We start from the raw sequence: 19,317 nt of genomic DNA on the forward strand, positions 1-19,317 counted from the left end.
GATATTTTTTACTACGTGTGATGAATTTAAGATTCGCAGACACGTGGAGCTGTCGTTCATGGTGAAACCCGAAGAGGCTGGCGCAAGCCCCTCTCTCTATTCCTTGGCGCATCTGACGCTGATTGGCTGTACGCCGCCCGAGTTGGTCTATATCGCCGCGCGGGCCGGTTACGATGCCGTCAGTCCCCGGTTCATTCCGATGCATGTGCCCGGAGAGTTCACTCAATCCCCGATCGACAAGGCGCAGGTGCTGGCCACCAAAACTGCTCTCTCTACCACCGGCTTGAAAGTCCTTGATGTCGAACTTGCGCGCATCACGGAAGATATCGATCCGCGCAGCTTTGAGCCCTCGTTAGAGATTGGAGGGGAACTCGGCGCCAAACGCATGATCATGAGCGCGTGGACCAACACCCGCGATGATCGTGACTTTCTGATCGACGTCTATTCCGAGACTTGCGAACTGGCAGCGCCCTATGGGCTGACGGTGGATCTGGAGTTCCCAAGCTTTTCCCGCCTTCGTACTCTGGATGAGGCGCTGGACATTGTCCGCGCCTCTGATCAGCCGAATGGCGGTATTCTGGTCGACACGCTCTACCTGCATCTCAGCCGTGTCGATCTGGGAGAGCTTTTGCACGTCCCCTCGGACCTGTTTCACTTCCTGCATATCTCTGATTGTCTGCCCGGCATCGCTGATACGCGCGAGGGCATGATCCAACTGGCCCGCGATGCGCGGCTCTATCCCGGCGAAGGCTGGATTGATTTCACGGGCATCATCGAACGGATGCCGCCAGTCGACTACTCCATCGAACTGCCCAACCAAAGCCGTGTTGCCGAGTTGGGATATGAAGAACACGCGCGTCGCTGTCTCAGCCACGCCAAGCAAACATTCGGCGAGGCGCGGTCACAGCGCCGTATGCCCGATGCTACAATTCTAAAACACCAAGAGGATCATCATGGGCAAAGAGCTCACTGAAAACGACCGCAACATGGCGGCCGATATGCTGGCACGCGCCCGTGCTGCCATGGCCGAGATCGAGGATTGGGATCAGGGCAGGCTGGACCGCCTGTCTCAAGCCATCGCGTGGTATGCTGGGAACGAGAAAACCTTCACGCGTCTAGCCCAGCAAGGCGTGGACGAAAGCGGTATCGGAGATCGCGAAGGGCGTCCTGCGAAGCGGTTCAAGATTCACATGGTTTTGCGCGATGTCTTGCGCACGCCTTCGACCGGGATCGTCGAGGTGGATGAGGAAAAGGGCTTGGTGAAATACGCCAAACCTGCCGGTGTGATCGCCTCCCTGATCCCGATGACTAACCCGGCAATGACACCGCCGGTGACCGGTGTTTCCGCCGCCAACGCCCGGAATGCGGTCATATTCAGTCCGCATCCCCGGAGCGCACATACAACATTCGAGATGGTCGAGGTTATGCGCGCAGCGTGTCGAGCAGCGGGTGCGCCCGAAGATCTGTTTCAATCAATTCGCAAACCGTCGATCCCGCTCACCCAGCATCTCATGGAAATCTGTGATCTGACGCTGGCGACGGGTGGCAAGCCCATGGTCAAAGCGGCCTACAGTTCGGGTCGTCCGGCTTACGGCGTTGGCGCGGGTAATTCTTCCATCGTCATTGATGAGACCGCAGATCTGGACATCGCCGCTCAGAACACACGCATTTCCAAAACCTCTGACTTTGGGTCTGGGTGTTCAGCTGATGGAAATATCATCATCCAGCGCTCGGTTTACAACGACATGGTCAAGGCTCTGGAAGCCGAAGGCGGATACCTTTGTTCGGACGAAGAAAAGGCGATGCTCGAAGCGGCCATGTGGGACGAAAAGGGCAACCGCACCTTCCCGACCATTGCCTGTCCGCCGCAGCAAACGGCCAAGGTCGCCGGATTTAGCATCCCCGAAGATCGCAAGTTTCTGATGGTTGAAAACCAGGGACAAATCGGGCCGCAGCACAAGTTCTCCAAGGAGAAACTGACCACGCTGATGGCGCTTTATCACTTCGACACGTTCGATGACGCGCTGGAAACGGTCAGCCAGATCTACAACACCGGGGGCAAGGGCCATTCCTGCGGGATTTATAGCCACAATGACGATCATATCGATCGGCTGGCGCGACTGGCTCCGGTCAGCCGTATGATGGTGCGGCAGCCGCAGTCCAAGGCCAATGCGGGTGCCTGGACCAATGGTATGCCCATGACCAGCAGCTTGGGCTGCGGCATCTGGGGCGGCAACATCACCAACGACAACGTCACTATGAAACATATGATGAACTACACCTGGGTCAGCCGTCCGATCCCCGAGGATCGCCCCTCGGAGCCGGACCTGTTCGGTGAGTTCTACGGGCAGGAGGTCGCGTGATGGACGGGGCAAAACTGGACGGCAAAACAGTCGCCGAACATATCGTCGACTTTCTCGAACGCCGTGACGTTAAGCATGTGTTCGGGCTTTGTGGCCATACAAACATCGCAGTTCTGGCCGCGTTGGCCGAAAGCCCAATTGATTTCGTCACGGTGCGGCACGAACAAATCGCCAGCCACGCGGCAGACGCTTACGCCCGCGTGACAGGCAAGGCCTCGGTGGTGTTGTCCCATCTCTCCCCGGGGCTGACCAATTGTGCCACCGGGGTCGCCAACGCCGCACTGGACTGTATCCCGATGGTCGTGATCGCGGGCGATATTCCTACACACTACTACGGCAAACATCCACATCAGGAAGTGAACCTCCATGCCGACGCCGCCCAGTGGGAGATCTATCGACCCTTCGTAAAACGCGCCTGGCGGGTCGACCGCGCAGATTTAATGGCCGAGATTCTTGAAAAGGCGTTCCATCTGGCTGAAAGCGGCCAGCCCGGGCCGGTACTGGTCAATGTTCCCATGGACATCTTTTCAGAGGTGATCCCCTCGGACAGTTTCGACCGTATTCGCGACAACACGCGCGCTCTCAAGAAACCGTCGATTGACGACGAGACAGCGGGCGAGATTGTCGAAGCGTTGGCTAAAGCCGAAAGCCCAGTCGCTTATGTCGGAGGCGGTATTCTTCTGGCACAGGCCAGCGAGGAGCTGCGCGCGTTCGTTGAACATATGGGCCTGCCCGTCGCGCATTCCCTGATGGGTAAAGGTGCCCTGCGGGATGACCATCCGCTCGTGCTGGGAATGACCGGGTTTTGGGGCACAGAACTGGTCAATCAGTCCTGCCTGAATGCGGACTACATCTTTGCGGTGGGCACCCGGTTCAAAGAGGCTGATTGTTCAAGTTGGTATCCCGGCTACACGTTCAACATTCCCGGCTCGAAGGTCATTCATATCGACATCGAACCGCAGGAGATCGGTCGGAACTATCCCACCGAGATCGGAGTCGTTGCTGACGCCAAGGCCGCATTGCGCGTCCTCAACCGGGTCGCCCGCGAGATGTATCCGGGCGGCTTCAAGCGCCTTGCGCTGGAGCAGAAGATCGCTGGCTTCCGGACGGACTTCAAAGCGCGCAACGTGGAAATGGCGACCTCATCGGCCTTTCCAATGATGCCCGAACGTATTCTGGCAGATACCCGCAAGGCACTGCCCGAGGATGCCATCATCACCACGGACGTTGGGTGGAACAAGAACGGTGTCGGGCAACAGTTCGACATTTTGACGCCGGGTTCAATCCTGACCCCGGGCGGGTTCGCGACGATGGGTTTCGGTCCTCCGGGCGCGATCGGCGCAAAACTGGCGGCACCTGATCGAGTCGTACTAAGTTTGGTTGGTGATGGTGGATTCGGTCAAAATCCGTCGATGCTGGCAACAGCAGTCGAACTTGATCTGGGTATCATCTGGCTGGTCATGAATAACAACGCCTTCGGAACGATCGCCGGCCTTCAAAAAGCGCATTACGGTCTGACTTATGGAACCACGTTCCCGGGATCAGCCGCCGCACCCGCAAACGGACCGGGCTATGCGGACATTGCGCGAGCTTATGGTGCGGAAGGGCACAGGCTCAGCGCCGCTGACGAGTTGTTGCCTGCATTGGACGCGGCAATTGCCAGCGGCAAACCAACTGTTCTTGATGTCCCAATGATCAACAATCCAACACCAACAACCGGGCATTGGAATATTCTCGACATCTATTCGCCAGACAGGGATGTTTCGCACGTTGCAACCTAAAGCAATTTAGAGTGTGCGATCCGCCTATGCATACGGCTTTTGCCCGTATCTGTTAAACAGAAGGGCAATTTCCGCTATGCGATGGTTTCAGCTTGATGGAAAATCTTTGAGTCGCAAATGGCAAAACCCGTGCGCCCATCAAAAATCGAATGACTCAAAATCAATGGCTTAGCTGTCGATGAATGGCAATACTATGTGTCGCCCGACAATCATCTCTAGCCCCGATTTCGGAGGTGCAGTTTTGACCTATCCTGGATTGACCCAGACACTTTGCGTTTTCTCCGCGATGCTAACGGTATTGCGAAATCGCTCGCAATTCTAATCTGCTTGGGATTGCCATCCGTTTAAAGCGGTCAAAGTGATTCATTGAATTTGAGACTGCTGCCTTGGGGCTCAAATCAAATGATCTTTGCACCCAAGCCTTTTAGCCAAGCGTTCCTGTCGATCTATCTGATCATGAGAAGTAAAATACTGGGGCTTCAAATGACTTGGCCCCGGTAAACTGTGGGTTGCGACGAAGCGACGAAAACACAATGCTCGCTTCGCCGTACACTGTAGTTACTTTAGGTAGGTGTTGAACCAATCAATAGTGCGGTCCCAGGCTAGGTTTGCCATTTCCTCGTCATAACGAGGCGTGCTGTCGTTATGGAAACCGTGGTTGGCATTTTCGTAGATGTAGGCTTCGTATACCTTTCCGTTGGATTGCAGAGCGGCTTCAAAATCCGGCCAACCTGCGTTGATGCGCTCATCAAGCTCTCCCATCTGAATCAGCAACGGTGCCTGAATTTTGGCTACATCCTCAACTGCTGGCTGGCGACCATAGAATGGCACGCCCGCGGCCAATTCGGGGTAGGCCACGGCAATTGCGCTGACCACACCGCCGCCGTAGCAGAAACCCACAGCACCGACCTTTCCAGTACAATCATCTCGGTTCAATAGGTATTCAAATCCGTTGAAGAAATCGTTCATCAATTCGACCCGGTCCACTGTCTTTTGCAGCTCGCGCCCATCCGCGTCGTTGCCTGGGTATCCTCCCACTGACGTCAGACCGTCGGGGGCCAGTGCCATAAACCCGGCTTTTGCCAACCTGCGTGCCACATCCTCGATGTAAGGATTCAGGCCGCGGTTTTCGTGGATCACCAGCACCCCGGGCAGGGGCTCTTCAACGCCGGCAGGTCGGACAAGGTATCCGCGAACATCACCGGTTCCATTCGGTGAAGGATAGGTGATGTAGTCCGCGTGGATATCGGGATCGTTGAACGACACTTGCTGAGCCATCGCGTAGTTCGGGCTGAGCATGTTCAGCAGCGCGACCGCTGTCACGCCGCCGACCGCGAACTTGCCTGCGCGGTCCAGGAATTGGCGCTTGGTGATCTTGCCGTGCGCGTAAAAGTCATACAGATCCAGAAGTTCCTGGTCGAAGTCTTTTGCCGTCATGCGAGTCATTGTGGATCTCCTGATGAGTTTGGCAGTTTGAAATGTGGGTAGTATACGATCTGAAGGTCTTGATTTGATTGAGCCTCTGGATGGGCTTCCTAAGATAACGCCGATGACAGTTCCTTGTTCGCATACCGTTCGCGCATCGCGTTCTTTTGAACTTTTCCCATAGTGTTTCGCGGCAACTCCTGGACGAGTTCGTAGCGGCGAGGATGTTTGAATCGCGACAGTTTGTTTCTGATGATCGAGTCGATCTGTTCCACCTGAAGCTGTGCTCCGGGCTCTGCAACCAGAGCGGCAATGATTGCTTCACCGAAGTCTTTGTCGGGGACGCCGAAAACCGCCGATTCCTGAACACCATCGACATCGTTCAAAACGTCTTCAATTTCTTTAGGGTAGACGTTGTAGCCACCCGTGATGATCAGGTCTTTTGACCGACCTACAATCGACAGATAGCCATCCTCGCTGTATTGGCCCAGATCTCCGGTGACGAAAAAACCATTTTCTCGAAGCTCTTCAGCCGTTTTTTCGGGCATTTGCCAATAGCCCCGAAAAACATTGGGGCCACGTACTTCGATCATTCCGATCTCGCCCTGGGGCAGCGGTTCTCCAGTTTCAGGGTTGGTTACGATCACCTCAGTGCCGGGTATGGCCATACCAACAGTTCCCGCGCGACGCTCACCGCCATAAGGGTTAGAGGTGTTCATGTTCGTTTCGGTCATACCGTAGCGCTCAAGGATACGGTGGCCGGTGCGTGTTTCGAACGCCACATGGGTCTCTGCCAGCAACGGGGCTGAGCCGGAAACAAACAGACGCATGTTCTCTGTGATCTCATCGGTGAAACCGTCATCCGCCAGCAATCGGGTATAAAAAGTGGGGACTCCCATTAGAAGGGTCGAGTGGGGCAATTCCTCCAAGATCATACCAGTGTCGAATTTTTTCATCAGCCGCACTTTGGAACCGGCGAGTAGTGATGTGTTCATCGCCACGAAAAGCCCGTGCGTGTGAAAGATGGGCAACGCGTGAATCAAACGATCAGCGTTGGTGATAGCCCACAAATCCACAAGGGCTTGGGCATTGGACAGCAGGTTTCGGTGGCTGAGCATCGCGCCCTTGGACCGGCCCGTGGTACCTGATGTGTAAAGAAGCGCCGCGAGGTCGTCCGGCGCGCGATCCACAGTTTCGAATACACAAGGCTGTGCGTCCGCTTCGCGGCTCAAGCTTGGATTTTCGCCACCCAAGGTCAGCAGCTTTGCACCAGACCGGGTCGCCAATCGTTCGAATTCAACTTTGTCGTGGCTGTCGCAAACGATTAACGCAGGTTGCGCATCAGAGATGAAATAGTCCAACTCTGCCATGGTATAGGCAGTGTTTAGGGGCAGGTAGACAGCACCTGCCTGAACCGAAGCGGCATAGAGCGCAATCGTGTCGGCCTGCTTGGGCGCTTGCACAACGATGCGACTGCCAGGGGAAACTCCGCTGTTCTGCAAGACATGCGCGATTTGCGCGGTGCGCTGCAGAAACTCATCATAAGTGACCACCTGGCCATTATCGAGTTGCAGGAATGGAGCCGTGTTGCCCTCGTGGCGGGCAAACAAACTGTCGTAAAGTGTATTAGTCACGCTGTATTTTCCCTAGGCTTTACCGCAAGCGTCGCAGTTGAAGCCGCGCGAATTGAACGCGAGGCTTGGATCGTGGCACGTGTCGCGAATTCTTCGTGGTAACGTTCTGTTTTGTTCAAATCGTAAAGGTAATTGACCATCGCACCTCCGGACTGGGCGCGTCCGTTTGGCGACTGATCTGCCTGGGCATGCAGTTCATGAAGCTCGGCACCATTTCCCAAGTGAAAGCGCGCCACAGGGTCAAGCGGCATTCCATCTTCGCGCTTGGCGAACATCAAGTACCGGGCGGCCATCGCGCGTACGTCCTGCGGTGTTGCTGTTCCTGCAAGCACGGCCTCGGCGGCATGCCCGTGTTCCGGGCTGTCTGTTTCACCAGCCAGCCACCGGTTTAGCCCCGGTATCGGCGATAATGTCACAAAGGTATCAAGCCCGCGAAGCTCTCGCGAAAGCTCGGTCACAACCTGCTTTATCAATAGATTCCCAAAGCTGATGCCCGCCAAACCCTTTTGGCAGTTTGAAATGGAATAGAACGCCGCGACCTTTGCCTGCTCGGCTTCGATCGGTTCTGGTGCTTCGGATAGAAGCGTATCTATTGCATCCGGGATTTCGGCGGTCAGAGCGACCTCAACAAAAATCAGTGGCTCATCTGGCATCGAAGGATGGAAGAACGCAAAACAACGACGGTCTGGCGGGTAGAGCCTTCGCCGTAAATCGTCCAGATCGTTGATTTGGTGCACCGCTTCATAGGCGACGATCTTATCCAGAACGCGGGCAGGGGTGTCCCAGCTGATTTGCTTGAGGACAAGAAAGCCCCGGTTGAACCAGCTGCGCAATAAATGGACGAAATCGATATCTGTTCGCTTGAGTTCCGGTTTGGATTTGAGGAAGCGCAGCAGATCAACGCGCATGGCTACAAGTTCCTGCGTCGCACCAGACGGCTGGTTCAGCCGTCGCAATAACTCTTGCCGCCGTGGCTCTGAAACTTCACTAAGTCTTTCATAAAGGTTGACACTTTGGTCACTGGCGTAGAAGCGGGCTGCTTCAGAAAGCTGATTTGCGTCCAACTCCAGCTTGTCATTCAAATAGACAAAAAAGTCTAGTTTCTCCGCATCTTTCAGGGTGTGGTAGCGCTCAAGGATCGTAGACGCGAGCGTGAGTCCTGAAACTTCACCTTCCGCAGACAAAAGTGCCTCACATAGTTCGGCAATGGACCGTTTGTCATCCTTGCCACGCCTTTTGTCGGGACGGTCCAGCAATTGGTTTAGTAGATCACCCAGAAACCAATTCCGTTGCATTTCAGGGCTCCATCTGGCTGCTAAGGTACTCACCTGTTCGGCGGTAGTGATCGATTAGGTGCCGAGTTGCGCTGTCTGCGTCGTGATTTAATGCGGCGTCCAGGATTTGCTGATGTTCGGCGGCGATGTCTCGCTTTTTGTAGCTCGACCCGCCAGCCGCCAGATAGCGGTAGCGAATGTTCAGGTCATAAAGCTGCGAGCAATACCGCAGCAGCAACGGCAGTTTCGAATTATCCAACAAGGCCATATGAAACGCCTTGTGAGCGTCCTCAAAGTCCCGCGCCCCGTTCTGGCTGGCCTTTTTCATATGATGGTGACGTAAGACAAGCCGATCTTCCCAGGGCGCATCCGCATTGGTGATGGAAGCGCGCAACGCGGTTTCCTCAAGGTTGCAGCGCAACAGAAGTATTTCCTCAAAGTTACACTTGCTGACTGGCGCTGCCCGAAATCCGCGTTGATCAATCCGCTCGACCAACATGTCCGAAGTCAAAAGGCTTAGCGCTTCACGAACCGGACTAGCGCCAGTGTCCAAAATCCCGCGAAGCTGTTCGATCTTGAGTTTTTGACCCGGAGGTAATTCTCCGGTCAGGATCATTTCGCGCAGCCTTCGATACGCTCCATGAGTGGCTGATGTCTCTTTGCCCTCAGTGTCAAGCATGGCGTCCATATCCGACTGTTCCTATTTCGCGGCTAATACTCTTGAGTGCACTTAACTGAAGGCACTTGTTCCAGTGGATAGACCAACTGAAAGGTTCAGCGAGCCTTCGTTGATCAACCAGCGCCGAAGTACAAAACTACGTGCCCCACTTTTGTGCATAGGGTCGTCTTCGGCCAGCTTCCGGGCGGATTCAAGGCTGTCGGCGCGATAGATGATCAGGCCCATTCCTTGCATATGCTCGCCGGTTTCATCCGACATGGGGCCCGCAAAAGCCAGCTGCCCCGAACGTTCCAACTGCGCCTGATACGCCAAGTGATCTGGCAGTGACGCCTTTACATCTTCGGCCGCTTTGGCTGGCGTGCTCAGCGCGACGTAAAGCTCCAAAGCAAGCGCACCGCGGCTTTTTGCTTCCGATTTGTAGTCTGCCCAAGCAACCATTTGCTGTCTCCAAAAATATCGATATTATTTGACATATGGCAAAATAGTCGGCAAAAATCAAGCGAACTGACATGGATGGTGAAAATGAAATACCTGGTGGGAGAGACTTCGGAAGGCACAGCGGTTTTTGCTGTAGACGGCGAAAACGCAGTGAATCTAACGGCTTTGTACCCTGCTGTCGGTTCGGATTTGATGGGTTTGATAGCCAAGCCTGAACTGGCCGACTCACTTGCCAGCAAAATTGACGCGGCAGACAGTGTGCCCGTGTCTTCCATCACTCCGGCGTTGCCCGTTACCGCTCCAGGAACGATCATTTGCATGGGGTTGAACTACACGGACCACATCAAGGAAGGCGGGTATGATATTCCGGAGTATCCGACGCTGTTCATGCGCGGGAAGAACTCGATCATGGCGGCGGGGCAACCCATGGTGCGGCCTGCCTGTTCCGAGAAGCTCGATTACGAAGCCGAACTTATGCTGATCGTTGGAAAACGCGGACGCCATATCTCGGAACAGGACGCACTGGATTATGTCTTTGGCTACACTGTATTCAACGATGGTTCGCTGCGGGATTATCAGCGCAAAACCGTTCAGTGGACACCCGGCAAAAACTTTGATGATACGGGCGCGATTGGTCCATTCACCGTTACGCCGGACGAACTGCCCGAAGGGGCATCCGGTCTGAAGATCGAAAGCCGTGTGGGTGATGAAATCCTTCAAAGCTCGAATACCGCCAACATGATTTGGGGGGTTCGTCAGGTCATTGCGACGATTTCGGAATATACTACTCTGGAGCCGGGCGACCTGATTGCGCTGGGAACGCCGCCTGGTGTCGGACACGCCAAAAAGCCCAATCCCCGTTGGCTGAAGCCCGGCGAAACCGTTGAGGTCGAGATTGAAGGCATCGGAATCTGCGCAAGCCCAATCATTGACGAAAAGGACGCCAAGTCCAAGGTGGCTGCAGCATGAGCGCACCAACCGGAGCAGAGCTGGAGGCACTTCGCGCCAAGGCGCAGCAAGATCACCGCGATCTGCGCGAGCGCATTCCACGCTTGTCGGATGACGCGATCGCCTTGATCTTGCGCGAATCCAGATCGCATTACGCGTGGACCAACAAGCCTGTTTCTGACGACATACTTGAAGAGATCTACGACATCACGATCAACGGTGCGACCAGCATGAATACGTTGCCCGCGCGCTTCGTTTTCGTGAAAAGTCCTGAAGGTAAAGAGCGGCTTGCAAAGTCTTTAAAGCCGAAGAATGTGCCAAAGATGATGGATGCTCCGGTCACGGCGATCATTGCCTATGACATGGACTTCTGGAAGGAACTGCCCTTTCTTTTCCCGCACGAAGACCGTCGGCCATTGTTCGAAAACAAGCCCGACTACGTGGCAGAAACGGCCTTTCGAAATGGCACGCTTCAGGGCGCTTACTTCATGATTGCGGCCCGGGCGGTCGGGTTGGATGTTGGCGCCATGTCAGGTTTTTCGAACAAGATCGTCGATGAGGAGTTCTTCGCGGGCACGACGCGCAAGTCCAATTTTCTTTGCAATCTGGGCTACGCGGACGAGACCGGATTGTTCCAGAAGCTTCCACGTTTTCCATTCGAAAAAGTTTGCTCTTATGCATGAGGAGGTGACGCTGTGGCTATGAAAGTGAAACCCGTCGTGACTTACCGCACGACAGCTCAGTGCCCGACTCACGCGCGGACCGAAATACCAATTCGCGATCTTGATGTTGTTGTCGATGAACCCGTCGAACGCGGCGGGACAAATCTTGGTCCGTCTCCGACCGAGACCGCAATGGCAGCCCTGATCGCCTGTACGAATGTCATCGGGCACAAGAACGCACATCGGTTGGGAGTTGACCTCGGCACTGTGACAATCGACGCGAAATGCAGGTTGGACCGGCGTGGGGTGCTGATGGAGGAGGAGATCGATGTTCCGTTTCCGGAAATCGAACTCACCGTGAATTGTAAGACGCCCGCCAGTCAGGAGGAACTGACGCGCGTGGGCGAGGAGACAGCCAAGTATTGCGCCATCGCAAAACTGTTTGAAGCGGCAGGCACGGACCTGACCGTAAACTGGGTCAAAACAAACAAATAATGAAATGACCTGTCTTTCTGGGAGGAGAGAAATGAAAAACTGGACCAAACGCAGCCTAGTGGGCGCTGCTCTGGCAGGCGTCATGGCGATGCCCCTCGCGGCAGAAGAGACCATTTCAGCTGTTGTGATTGATGGGTACCCAGATCGGGCCTTATGGGTGAAGGAATTCACCAACTTCTTTATTCCAGAAGTGGACAAGCGGCTGGCTGAGTCCGGTAACTACAAGATGAACTGGCAAGAGAATTACGGCGGTTCGATCGTTAAGCCGAAGGGCGTTTTGGAAGGTGTCCAACTTGGTCTTGGCGATATTGGGATCGTCACGACAATCTTCCATTCTTCTAAGCTGCCCAGCCAGGGTATTTCGGGATCGACACCCTTCGTGGCATCGGACTCCCGTGCCGTGGCTAAGGCAGTTGATGAAATCGCGCGCGAATACCCTGCGATGCAGAACGAGTTTGCTGCGCAGAACCAAGTTTACCTGGCAACTGGAGTCGTACTCGATACCTACCAGGTGTTCTGTACAGAGCCGGTTACGGCTGTTTCTGACCTGGAAGGCCGAAAAGTGGCCGGAGCTGGACTTAACCTTCGATACCTTGAAGGTATCAAAGACGCGGCCGGGGTACGTGGTGGTCTGACCGATTTCTACAATATGCTTCAAACCGGCTTGGTTGATTGTGCAATGCTTTGGCCCGAGGCTGCCAAAACCTTCAAGATCGCCGAAGTGGCTCCTTACATGCTCAAAGCTGACTTGGGTGCGGTGAATTCCAAGACGATCACTGTGAATTCTGACTACTGGGCAAAGTTGCCAGACGAAGTCAAAGACGTTCTTAAGGCCGTCGCCATTGACTACCGTGATCATGTGGCCGGTATCGCTATGGACCGCGCCGCGGCCTCACGGGATGCCTATACCGAAGCCGGCGGAACGATTGTCGAAGTTTCGGACGAAGAACGAGCGGCTTGGGCCAACGCAATGCCCAATGTTGCACAGGAATGGGCTGCCACATTGAATGAAAACGGCGAACAAGGCGATGCGATCTTAGCCGCCTATCTTGGTAAACTGCAGGACGCCGGTTTCACCGGAGTACGCGACTGGACGGCCGAATAACTGGCTGGCGATCCACGAAAGGGGCCTTTCATGCTGAAGACCGCAGTTTCTGGCTTGTCGCGGGTCGCCAATTCGCTTGCTATCGCCGCCAACGCATTGGGTACGCTTGTCGTCCTAGCGTTGGTGGTCATTCTGAATGTTGACGTCATTGCACGGGGCCTGTTTTCGGCCCCACTGCGCGGAACCTACGAGATGGTGCAATTCTCGGTCGTGATGATCGTGTTCCTGCAGCTGGCCGACGTTGTCAGAGTGGATCGTTTGACGCGCTCAGATGGGTTTCTGAACCTGCTACACCATCGTCGCCCCGGTCTGACAGCTAGCCTGAGGCGCATCATCAACGCCATTTCGGCAATCTTCATGGCCTTGATCGCCTATGTAACCTTCCCAGAATTTCTTCACATGTGGGAAACACAGGACTACTTCGGAGTGCCCGGTCTTTTCACATTGCCTTGGTGGCCGGTCAAACTGGTCATCGCGTGCGGTACTGCGCTTGCCTGCGTGATCTTCCTGCTCAAGGTCGTCACGGCGCAGGACCGCCCGCAACTTATTCGCACCCCAGAGCATGACGAGGCCGCAGAATGACGCCGATTGAGATTGGCCTGATCTCGGTCGTTGCCATAGTCTTTCTTATTTACGCGGGCGTCTACATTCCGATTGCTTTGGGCGTGGTCTCCTTCGTGTCGATCTGGCTGATGCGGGACAGCTTCACGCTTGCGCTCAATCTGCTGAAGGTTGCGGTGGGCGACAGCGCGATGGAATACAGTTTCGCGACAATCCCTCTGTTTACCTTTATGGGCCTCATCGTTTCAAAAGCGGGACTAGGCAGGGATATTTACGAGGTCATGACCATGCGATTTCGCAAGGTCAAAGGCGGTATCGGAATGGCGACCGTCGGAGCGAATGCCGTGTTTGCGGCCGTTACCGGGTCGTCCATTGCGTCCGCATCAGTGTTCACCAAGGTCTCGGTCCCGCAGATGATGGCACAGGCATATAACCCACGTTTTGCGGTTGGCGTTGTGGCCGGGTCGTCGGTTTTGGGGATGATTATTCCACCCTCGGCGATGCTGATCATCTATTCCTTTGTCGCCGAACAGTCCGTAGGGGACATGTTTCTGGCGGGAGTAATACCCGGTATCATGCTGGCAATAGCCTATGTGGGCGCGATCTGGTTGATGGGCCGTTTTTCACCTGCATTTGTGGGCGGCCGGGTCGTCGAAGACACCGAATGGATGTCCGGGCGCGAGATCGCATCCAAGACCCTGCCCACATTGTTCATTATCACGGTAGTGCTCGGTGGCATTTACACAGGATGGCTAACCGCTGTCGAGGCGGGTGCCGCTGGGGCACTGGTTGCGCTTGTGATCGCAGTCGTACGCAAGTCCATGACACCAAGAGCGTTTTGGGACGCGTTGCTGGAAACCGGTCACATTACAGCGGCGATCTTGTTCCTGATTACGGCGGCTTCGATCTATAGTCGCATGCTGGGGCTGGCCGGGCTGCCCAATCAGTTGCAGGACTTGCTCGCGGGAAATTCCGCGTCCTTTTGGTCGATCATGCTACTGTACGTTCTCTTGATGCTTTTTCTGGGAACTTTGCTCGATACGGCGTCCATCATTCTGATCGTCGTCCCGCTGTTCCTGCCCATGGCCGAAGCCCTGGACATGTCGTTGATCTGGTTTGGCATTATCACTGTGGTCGGCGCCGAAATCGGGCTTTTGACCCCGCCTTTGGGCATATCTTGCTTCGTCATCAAATCGACGATCAACGATGACCGAATATCGCTCAAGGATGTGTTTATGGGCGCACTTCCCTTTGCGTTCGTAATGCTGATCGTTCTGTTTATTCTGATCGAGTTCCCGATCCTCAGCCTTGCCCTGATTTAAGGAGGCGCAGATGCGCTCTGTCACCAAAGACAATATCACCGACGTGTTCATGGGATACCTTTCCAAGGACACTGATCCGCGGATGAGAGAAATCATGGGGTCTCTGGTCAAACACCTCCATGACTTCGCGCGCGAAACCAACCTGACACATGACGAATGGCGCGCAGGAATAGCGTTTCTTGAGGGGTGCGCCGCAGTAGAGACAGAAGACAGGCACGAGTTTGTTCTGGCCTCGGATGTGCTGGGCCTGTCGTCTTTAGTGGATATGCTGCATTCCAGCCCTGACGCGACCAGTTCCTCCGTGCTGGGGCCATTCCATGTCTCTGGCGCACCCCAGTTGCCGATCGGCGGCGATATGAAGCGCCACTACGGTGGGCCGGTTCTGCTTGCTGAAGGCGTGATCCGGGACACCGATGGTAATCCGATTTCCGGTGCAGAACTGGATATCTGGCAAACCGCGCCGAATGGAATGTATGCAAGCCAGGACGAAGAACAGGACACCTATTCATTCCACGCTCTGATGACGGTTGGGGAGGATGGAAAATATGCGTTCACCACGGTCAAACCGGTGGAATACACGGTTCCGTCGGATGGACCCGTCGGAGACATCCTACGGGCGTGTGGGCGCCATCCTTGGCGGCCTTCGCACCTACACTACATTGTCAAGGCTCCTGGCTACCGTTCTTTGGTGACCGAGATTTTCCCCGATGACGATCCTTATCTAGATCAGGACACGGTGTTTGGAGTTCGGGACGATCTGGTGATGACCTATGTCGAACGGCCGGCTTCAGAATTTCCGGACGGGATGGAACTTTCTGGTAAGATCACTGAACCATTCTTGCACGTGAAATTCGACGTGACGCTCGCCAGATTCTGAATGATGTCGAGGAGGCATGTGGTGCTGAAACAAATCTGCATTTTGAGTGCCGCGCTGTTTTGCAGCAGTGCCATCGCACAAGAGCGCCCGATCTTTGACGCGCATATTCATTACAGCCACGACGCCGTCAAACTGGTGCCACCAGAACAGGTGGCTAAAATCCTTCGGGATGCGGGCGTGCGGAAAGCATTGGTTTCCAGCTCGGATGACAATGGCACGCAGCTTTTGTTGGCCGCGGCACCGGACATCGTCGTTCCAGCCCTGCGCCCGTACCGTCGTCGCGGTGAAATCAACACCTGGATGCACGATGAATCTGTAATCGACTATTTGGAAGAAAACCTGGCTAAGAATGACTACGAAGCCATCGGCGAGTTTCACGCTTACGGGGACGACATTAAGACGCCGGTTATTCAGCGCATGATTGCACTGGCGAAAGAGCGGAACCTCATTCTACACCACCACGGCGATCGAGAGGCAGTGGACCTGATCTTCGAAACCTGGCCTGAAGCTCGGGTATTGTGGGCGCACTCTGGCTTTGATGATCCAGCGAGAGTTGTTGACGCGCTGAACACGTATCCCAGGCTTTGGGCCGACTTGGCGTTTCGTTCAGACATGGCTTCACGAGGCAGAATTGACCCCGATTGGAAGGAGGCTTTCGAAGCCCATCCGGATCGCTTCATGGTCGGTACGGATACATTTGCGCCGGAACGCTGGTACTATGTCGGCCCCCACGCAGATTTTTCGCGTGAATGGCTGGATTTGCTGCCGGACCAGATTGCGGACAACATCGCCTATGCCAACGCAGAACGTTTGCTGGCATCAGAATGATCCGCAGCGCTGTCTGGTTTATGATTTGGTCCAGCACGGCTTTTGCTTGTGACGAAATTGGGCAACGTATGACTTCGGAAGTTCAAAACGCACCCGAGGTTTATCTGTCTGTCGATGAAATTCCGTTGGCTGAGCCGTTTTCCGTACTAGTTTCTATTTGTAGTGAAACTACCGTGGGCCAAATGCGTGTGGATGCAATCATGCCCGCTCATCGACACGGTATGAACTATACCCCCAAAGTTAGCGCATTGGGCGGCGGAGCGTTCCGTGTTGATGATATGCTGTTTCACATGCCGGGTTTGTGGGAGTTGCAGGTCGATGTCGACATCAATGGCCAATCAGTTTTCTACTCGTCAAAAATTACGCTGAAATGAAGCTGTGGTTTACAGCTGCGCTAATAGCCCTGACAGGTGCAGTGCGTGCAGAGGTCTTGTTGTCTGCAGACGAAATTGAACAAACGCTTTCCTTTGGGCCTTGGTCACCATCCTTCCATTCGGACCCAAGCAATAGAGTTTCGAACAATGCCAGAGCGATCGCGCTTGGAGAGGCCTTATTCAACGATCCGGTGTTGTCCTCCGACGGTGCATTTTCTTGCGCAAGTTGTCATGATCCGGAACAGGCATTTACAACTCCAGAGGCGCGGGCGCTCGGCCGTGTACTGTTAGATCGAAACACTCCATCACTGCGGAACCTGGCCGGACTCCGCTGGTATGGGTGGGGTGGCAAAAGCGATAACCTTTGGGCAGCCAGCCTGCATCCGATCATCGAAGAACAAGAGATGGCGCACAGCCCCGAAAGCCTAAAAACAGCAATCTCTGAAAGTGCCTACATTGATGACTTTGAAGCTATTTTTGGCGTCATCCAAAATCAGGACCCAGAGCTTGTTCTGGTGAATACTGCAAAAGCTCTTTCGGCTTACTTGGAGACTTTGGTTGCCGACCGGACGCAGTTTGATGATTTCCGCGATGCCTTAGAGCGTCGAGATTTTCCAGCTGCCGCCTACTACCCCGAGGCAGCCCAGCGCGGTCTTCAGCTGTTTTTAGGGCGCGGGAATTGCGTATTTTGCCACAACGGCCCGAGGTTTTCCAATAATGAGTTCCACGATGCCGGTGTACCATATTTTCTGAATGAAACCGAGGTCGACGAAGGTCGTTTTGGTGGATTGAACTTTTTACTCTCAAGCCCCTATACACTGGACGGCGACTGGAATGACGATCCGGATAAGCATGGTGCTTGGGCGGTTCGAAATGTACGCCGGAGCCACGCTGATTTTGGAACCTTCCGCACGCCCAGCCTGCGCGGGGTGGCTGAAACCGCACCCTACATGCATGACGGCAGCCTAAGGGATCTGAACGGTGTGATCCGGCATTACAGCAAAATCAACACGGACAGGCTGCACACTGATGGTGAAGCCATTCTATTGCAATTGAATTTGTCTGAGCAAGAGATTGCAGACTTAGTTGCGTTTTTGATGACGCTGTCCAAGGCGTCTTACTAAAGCGTTTGTATTTAAAGCCCGGGTATGGGCTATTTGGCAAGCTGGTTCGGCGACTATCGTTAGCAGTGCCGATGAGGGGGTGCTGCTCGCTCTGGGTCAGCATTGCTTGACGTTTGGGTCAGAAATGGATGACGTGATCGGCCGATTTGTTGAGGTTTTGAAGTCGATTGAGTCCAATATCAGTAACGTTCCACAATCCTGTTGAACGTCGCGCGAACCTGACCCAACCGTCATAGTTGGACCAAAAAAGTGGTGAACGCTCGACATCAGATGGCATCCCAAGTCAAACAGTCTTTCCACTATTAAAATCAGATGCCACGCTACGACTAGTTGCTGTTAAACATCAGATCGCTTTGATTGCGCACTACAACTGACCCAAAATCGTGGAAAAGAGCCATGGTAGAAATTGTTCAATGTGTTCGGCTACCTCACGTTTTGCGAAAGTGACAAGTCGCCGCGTTAGTACTAAGTTGAGACTTAAATATTCAAATATTTGACTGCCCAGCTTCTCAGCTTCACCCAGCGCGAGTTTCATATGTCCAAGTTCAAATTTCCTACCGCCTTTACCATTCTGTTCATTCTGATTGCCGTCGTGGCGGCCCTCACATGGGTTATTCCGGCCGGTGAGTATGACCGTCAGATGAACGAAGCTCTGGGCAGCGAAGCGCCTGTCCCGGGCACCTACCACGAAGTCGAGCCGAACCCTCAGGGGCTTACGGCGGTCATCCTTGCCCCGATTGCAGGTATGTACGACCCTGGTCTTCTGGGGAGTTCATCCAGCGCCGCAATTGATGTCGCTTTGTTTGTTCTGGTCATTGGTGGTTTCCTGATGGTTGTTACCAAGACAGGAGCTATCGACGCCGGTATCGGTTGGTTGCTGCACAGGTTGGCTGGGCGGGAAATCCTGATGATCCCAATCCTGATGATCGCCTTTGCATTTGGCGGGACAAGCTATGGCATGGCGGAAGAATCCCTCGCGTTCTACGCTCTGATTATTCCGGTCTTCATTCGGGCGGGGTACGACTCCTTGACCGGGGTCGCGGTGATCATGCTTGGCGCAGGCATTGGGACCCTGGGCTCAACCTTCAACGCATTTGCGACAGTTGTTGCCTCGCAAGGTGCGGGTATTCCGTTCACGAACGGGATAGTCCTGAGGTTCATTATCCTTGTCCTTTGTCTTGCTGCAGGCATCGCATTCGTCATGCGATACGCATCACGCGTGAAAGCCGACCCGTCATTGTCCGTGGTGGCCGATCAGGCCGAGGAAAACCGGGCGCATTTCCTAAAGGGTTCGGAAGGCGATGATACGTTCCCCGAGATGACCAAGACGCGTTCGATCATTCTGATTCTTTTCGGGATTACCTTCGCCATTATGATCTATGGTGTTGTGGTACTGGGGTGGTGGATGGCCGAAATGTCCGGTCTCT

Annotated in this window: 18 protein-coding genes and 1 pseudogene; 14 read left to right on the forward strand and 5 right to left on the reverse strand. The window is 54.6% G+C overall.

Features of this window, described 5'->3' with window-relative positions:
• Window positions 1-58 precede the first annotated feature (58 nt).
• The 3 genes from GOW48_RS18830 to GOW48_RS18840 are packed head-to-tail and all read left to right on the forward strand — an operon-like array spanning window position 59 to window position 4,144.
• Entirely contained in the window at window positions 59-973 is a 915-nt protein-coding gene (locus tag GOW48_RS18830; protein ID WP_170755679.1) for a sugar phosphate isomerase/epimerase family protein, read from the forward strand.
• The gene (locus GOW48_RS18835; protein ID WP_170755654.1) at window positions 954-2,363 is read left to right on the forward strand and encodes an aldehyde dehydrogenase family protein; all 1,410 of its coding nucleotides are present in this window, start codon (window positions 954-956) and stop codon (window positions 2,361-2,363) included. The genes GOW48_RS18830 and GOW48_RS18835 overlap by 20 nt, the downstream gene beginning before the upstream one ends.
• The gene (locus GOW48_RS18840) at window positions 2,363-4,144 is read left to right on the forward strand and encodes a thiamine pyrophosphate-binding protein (RefSeq protein ID WP_170755655.1); all 1,782 of its coding nucleotides are present in this window, start codon (window positions 2,363-2,365) and stop codon (window positions 4,142-4,144) included. The genes GOW48_RS18835 and GOW48_RS18840 overlap by 1 nt, the downstream gene beginning before the upstream one ends.
• 558 nt (window positions 4,145-4,702) lie before the next feature.
• On the opposite strand, the gene yghX is transcribed toward GOW48_RS18840, so the two are convergent.
• The 5 genes from yghX to GOW48_RS18865 form a co-directional block, all read right to left on the reverse strand.
• Window positions 4,703-5,590, reverse strand: a complete 888-nt coding sequence (gene yghX / locus GOW48_RS18845; RefSeq protein ID WP_170755656.1) for a YghX family hydrolase — start codon at window positions 5,588-5,590, stop codon at window positions 4,703-4,705.
• Between the two features lie 89 nt (window positions 5,591-5,679).
• Window positions 5,680-7,203, reverse strand: coding sequence for a malonate--CoA ligase (locus GOW48_RS18850; protein WP_170755657.1), 1,524 nt, complete (start codon window positions 7,201-7,203; stop codon window positions 5,680-5,682).
• Window positions 7,200-8,498 (reverse strand): malonyl-CoA decarboxylase, encoded by a 1,299-nt coding sequence (locus GOW48_RS18855; RefSeq protein ID WP_170755658.1) that lies wholly within the window; start codon window positions 8,496-8,498, stop codon window positions 7,200-7,202. Before GOW48_RS18855 ends, GOW48_RS18850 begins: the two co-directional genes overlap by 4 nt.
• Window position 8,499: 1 nt before the next feature.
• Window positions 8,500-9,165: a GntR family transcriptional regulator gene (locus tag GOW48_RS18860; RefSeq protein ID WP_170755659.1), complete on the reverse strand. Its 666-nt coding sequence runs from the start codon at window positions 9,163-9,165 to the stop codon at window positions 8,500-8,502.
• 42 nt (window positions 9,166-9,207) lie between these two features.
• The gene (locus tag GOW48_RS18865; protein WP_170755660.1) at window positions 9,208-9,594 is read right to left on the reverse strand and encodes a YciI family protein; all 387 of its coding nucleotides are present in this window, start codon (window positions 9,592-9,594) and stop codon (window positions 9,208-9,210) included.
• An 84-nt stretch (window positions 9,595-9,678) separates the two neighbouring features.
• Here GOW48_RS18865 and GOW48_RS18870 point away from each other — a divergent pair, with 84 nt between their 5' ends.
• The 11 genes and pseudogenes from GOW48_RS18870 to GOW48_RS18920 form a co-directional block, all read left to right on the forward strand.
• Complete coding sequence (locus GOW48_RS18870) at window positions 9,679-10,563, forward strand: fumarylacetoacetate hydrolase family protein (protein WP_170755661.1); 885 nt, start codon at window positions 9,679-9,681, stop codon at window positions 10,561-10,563.
• Window positions 10,560-11,225 carry a malonic semialdehyde reductase gene (locus tag GOW48_RS18875; protein ID WP_170755662.1) on the forward strand — a complete coding sequence of 222 codons (666 nt, stop codon included), beginning with the start codon at window positions 10,560-10,562 and terminating at the stop codon, window positions 11,223-11,225. Before GOW48_RS18870 ends, GOW48_RS18875 begins: the two co-directional genes overlap by 4 nt.
• 18 nt (window positions 11,226-11,243) lie before the next feature.
• Window positions 11,244-11,699, forward strand: a complete 456-nt coding sequence (locus GOW48_RS18880; protein WP_170755663.1) for an OsmC family protein — start codon at window positions 11,244-11,246, stop codon at window positions 11,697-11,699.
• A gap of 31 nt (window positions 11,700-11,730) precedes the next feature.
• A complete protein-coding gene (locus GOW48_RS18885) occupies window positions 11,731-12,804 on the forward strand; it encodes a C4-dicarboxylate TRAP transporter substrate-binding protein (RefSeq protein WP_170755664.1) in 1,074 nt (357 codons plus the stop codon).
• 30 nt (window positions 12,805-12,834) lie between these two features.
• Complete coding sequence (locus tag GOW48_RS18890) at window positions 12,835-13,386, forward strand: TRAP transporter small permease subunit (RefSeq protein ID WP_170755665.1); 552 nt, start codon at window positions 12,835-12,837, stop codon at window positions 13,384-13,386.
• Window positions 13,383-14,687 carry a TRAP transporter large permease gene (locus tag GOW48_RS18895; protein ID WP_170755666.1) on the forward strand — a complete coding sequence of 435 codons (1,305 nt, stop codon included), beginning with the start codon at window positions 13,383-13,385 and terminating at the stop codon, window positions 14,685-14,687. The genes GOW48_RS18890 and GOW48_RS18895 overlap by 4 nt, the downstream gene beginning before the upstream one ends.
• A 10-nt stretch (window positions 14,688-14,697) precedes the next feature.
• Complete coding sequence (locus tag GOW48_RS18900) at window positions 14,698-15,564, forward strand: dioxygenase family protein (protein ID WP_170755667.1); 867 nt, start codon at window positions 14,698-14,700, stop codon at window positions 15,562-15,564.
• A gap of 21 nt (window positions 15,565-15,585) precedes the next feature.
• Window positions 15,586-16,392, forward strand: a complete 807-nt coding sequence (locus GOW48_RS18905; RefSeq protein ID WP_170755668.1) for an amidohydrolase family protein — start codon at window positions 15,586-15,588, stop codon at window positions 16,390-16,392.
• On the forward strand, window positions 16,389-16,766 hold the full coding sequence (locus GOW48_RS18910; protein WP_170755669.1) for a hypothetical protein: 378 nt from the start codon (window positions 16,389-16,391) through the stop codon (window positions 16,764-16,766). Before GOW48_RS18905 ends, GOW48_RS18910 begins: the two co-directional genes overlap by 4 nt.
• Before the next feature lie 59 nt (window positions 16,767-16,825).
• Window positions 16,826-17,890: a cytochrome-c peroxidase gene (locus GOW48_RS18915; RefSeq protein WP_170756552.1), complete on the forward strand. Its 1,065-nt coding sequence runs from the start codon at window positions 16,826-16,828 to the stop codon at window positions 17,888-17,890.
• Window positions 17,891-18,425: 535 nt separating this feature from the next.
• Window positions 18,426-19,317: pseudogene (locus tag GOW48_RS18920) on the forward strand (YfcC family protein); the annotation flags it as partial.

Origin of the sequence: Ruegeria lacuscaerulensis (genome assembly GCF_013033355.1) — a bacterium.
In the GTDB taxonomy this organism is placed as follows: Bacteria; Pseudomonadota; Alphaproteobacteria; order Rhodobacterales; family Rhodobacteraceae; genus Ruegeria; species Ruegeria lacuscaerulensis_A.

Bases quoted from the DNA above. Each gene is read 5' to 3' on its own strand.
- GOW48_RS18855 (WP_170755658.1), bottom strand. From the start codon at position 8,498: ATGCAACGGAATTGGTTTCTGGGTGATCTACTAAACCAATTGCTGGAC.
- GOW48_RS18880 (WP_170755663.1), top strand. From the start codon at position 11,244: ATGAAAGTGAAACCCGTCGTGACTTACCGCACGACAGCTCAGTGCCCG.
- GOW48_RS18870 (WP_170755661.1), top strand. From the start codon at position 9,679: ATGAAATACCTGGTGGGAGAGACTTCGGAAGGCACAGCGGTTTTTGCT.
- GOW48_RS18830 (WP_170755679.1), top strand. From the start codon at position 59: ATGGTGAAACCCGAAGAGGCTGGCGCAAGCCCCTCTCTCTATTCCTTG.
- GOW48_RS18895 (WP_170755666.1), top strand. From the start codon at position 13,383: ATGACGCCGATTGAGATTGGCCTGATCTCGGTCGTTGCCATAGTCTTT.
- GOW48_RS18840 (WP_170755655.1), top strand. From the start codon at position 2,363: ATGGACGGGGCAAAACTGGACGGCAAAACAGTCGCCGAACATATCGTC.
- yghX (WP_170755656.1), bottom strand. From the start codon at position 5,590: ATGACTCGCATGACGGCAAAAGACTTCGACCAGGAACTTCTGGATCTG.
- GOW48_RS18900 (WP_170755667.1), top strand. From the start codon at position 14,698: ATGCGCTCTGTCACCAAAGACAATATCACCGACGTGTTCATGGGATAC.
- GOW48_RS18910 (WP_170755669.1), top strand. From the start codon at position 16,389: ATGATCCGCAGCGCTGTCTGGTTTATGATTTGGTCCAGCACGGCTTTT.
- GOW48_RS18860 (WP_170755659.1), bottom strand. From the start codon at position 9,165: ATGGACGCCATGCTTGACACTGAGGGCAAAGAGACATCAGCCACTCAT.
- GOW48_RS18835 (WP_170755654.1), top strand. From the start codon at position 954: ATGGGCAAAGAGCTCACTGAAAACGACCGCAACATGGCGGCCGATATG.
- GOW48_RS18865 (WP_170755660.1), bottom strand. From the start codon at position 9,594: ATGGTTGCTTGGGCAGACTACAAATCGGAAGCAAAAAGCCGCGGTGCG.
- GOW48_RS18875 (WP_170755662.1), top strand. From the start codon at position 10,560: ATGAGCGCACCAACCGGAGCAGAGCTGGAGGCACTTCGCGCCAAGGCG.
- GOW48_RS18885 (WP_170755664.1), top strand. From the start codon at position 11,731: ATGAAAAACTGGACCAAACGCAGCCTAGTGGGCGCTGCTCTGGCAGGC.
- GOW48_RS18890 (WP_170755665.1), top strand. From the start codon at position 12,835: ATGCTGAAGACCGCAGTTTCTGGCTTGTCGCGGGTCGCCAATTCGCTT.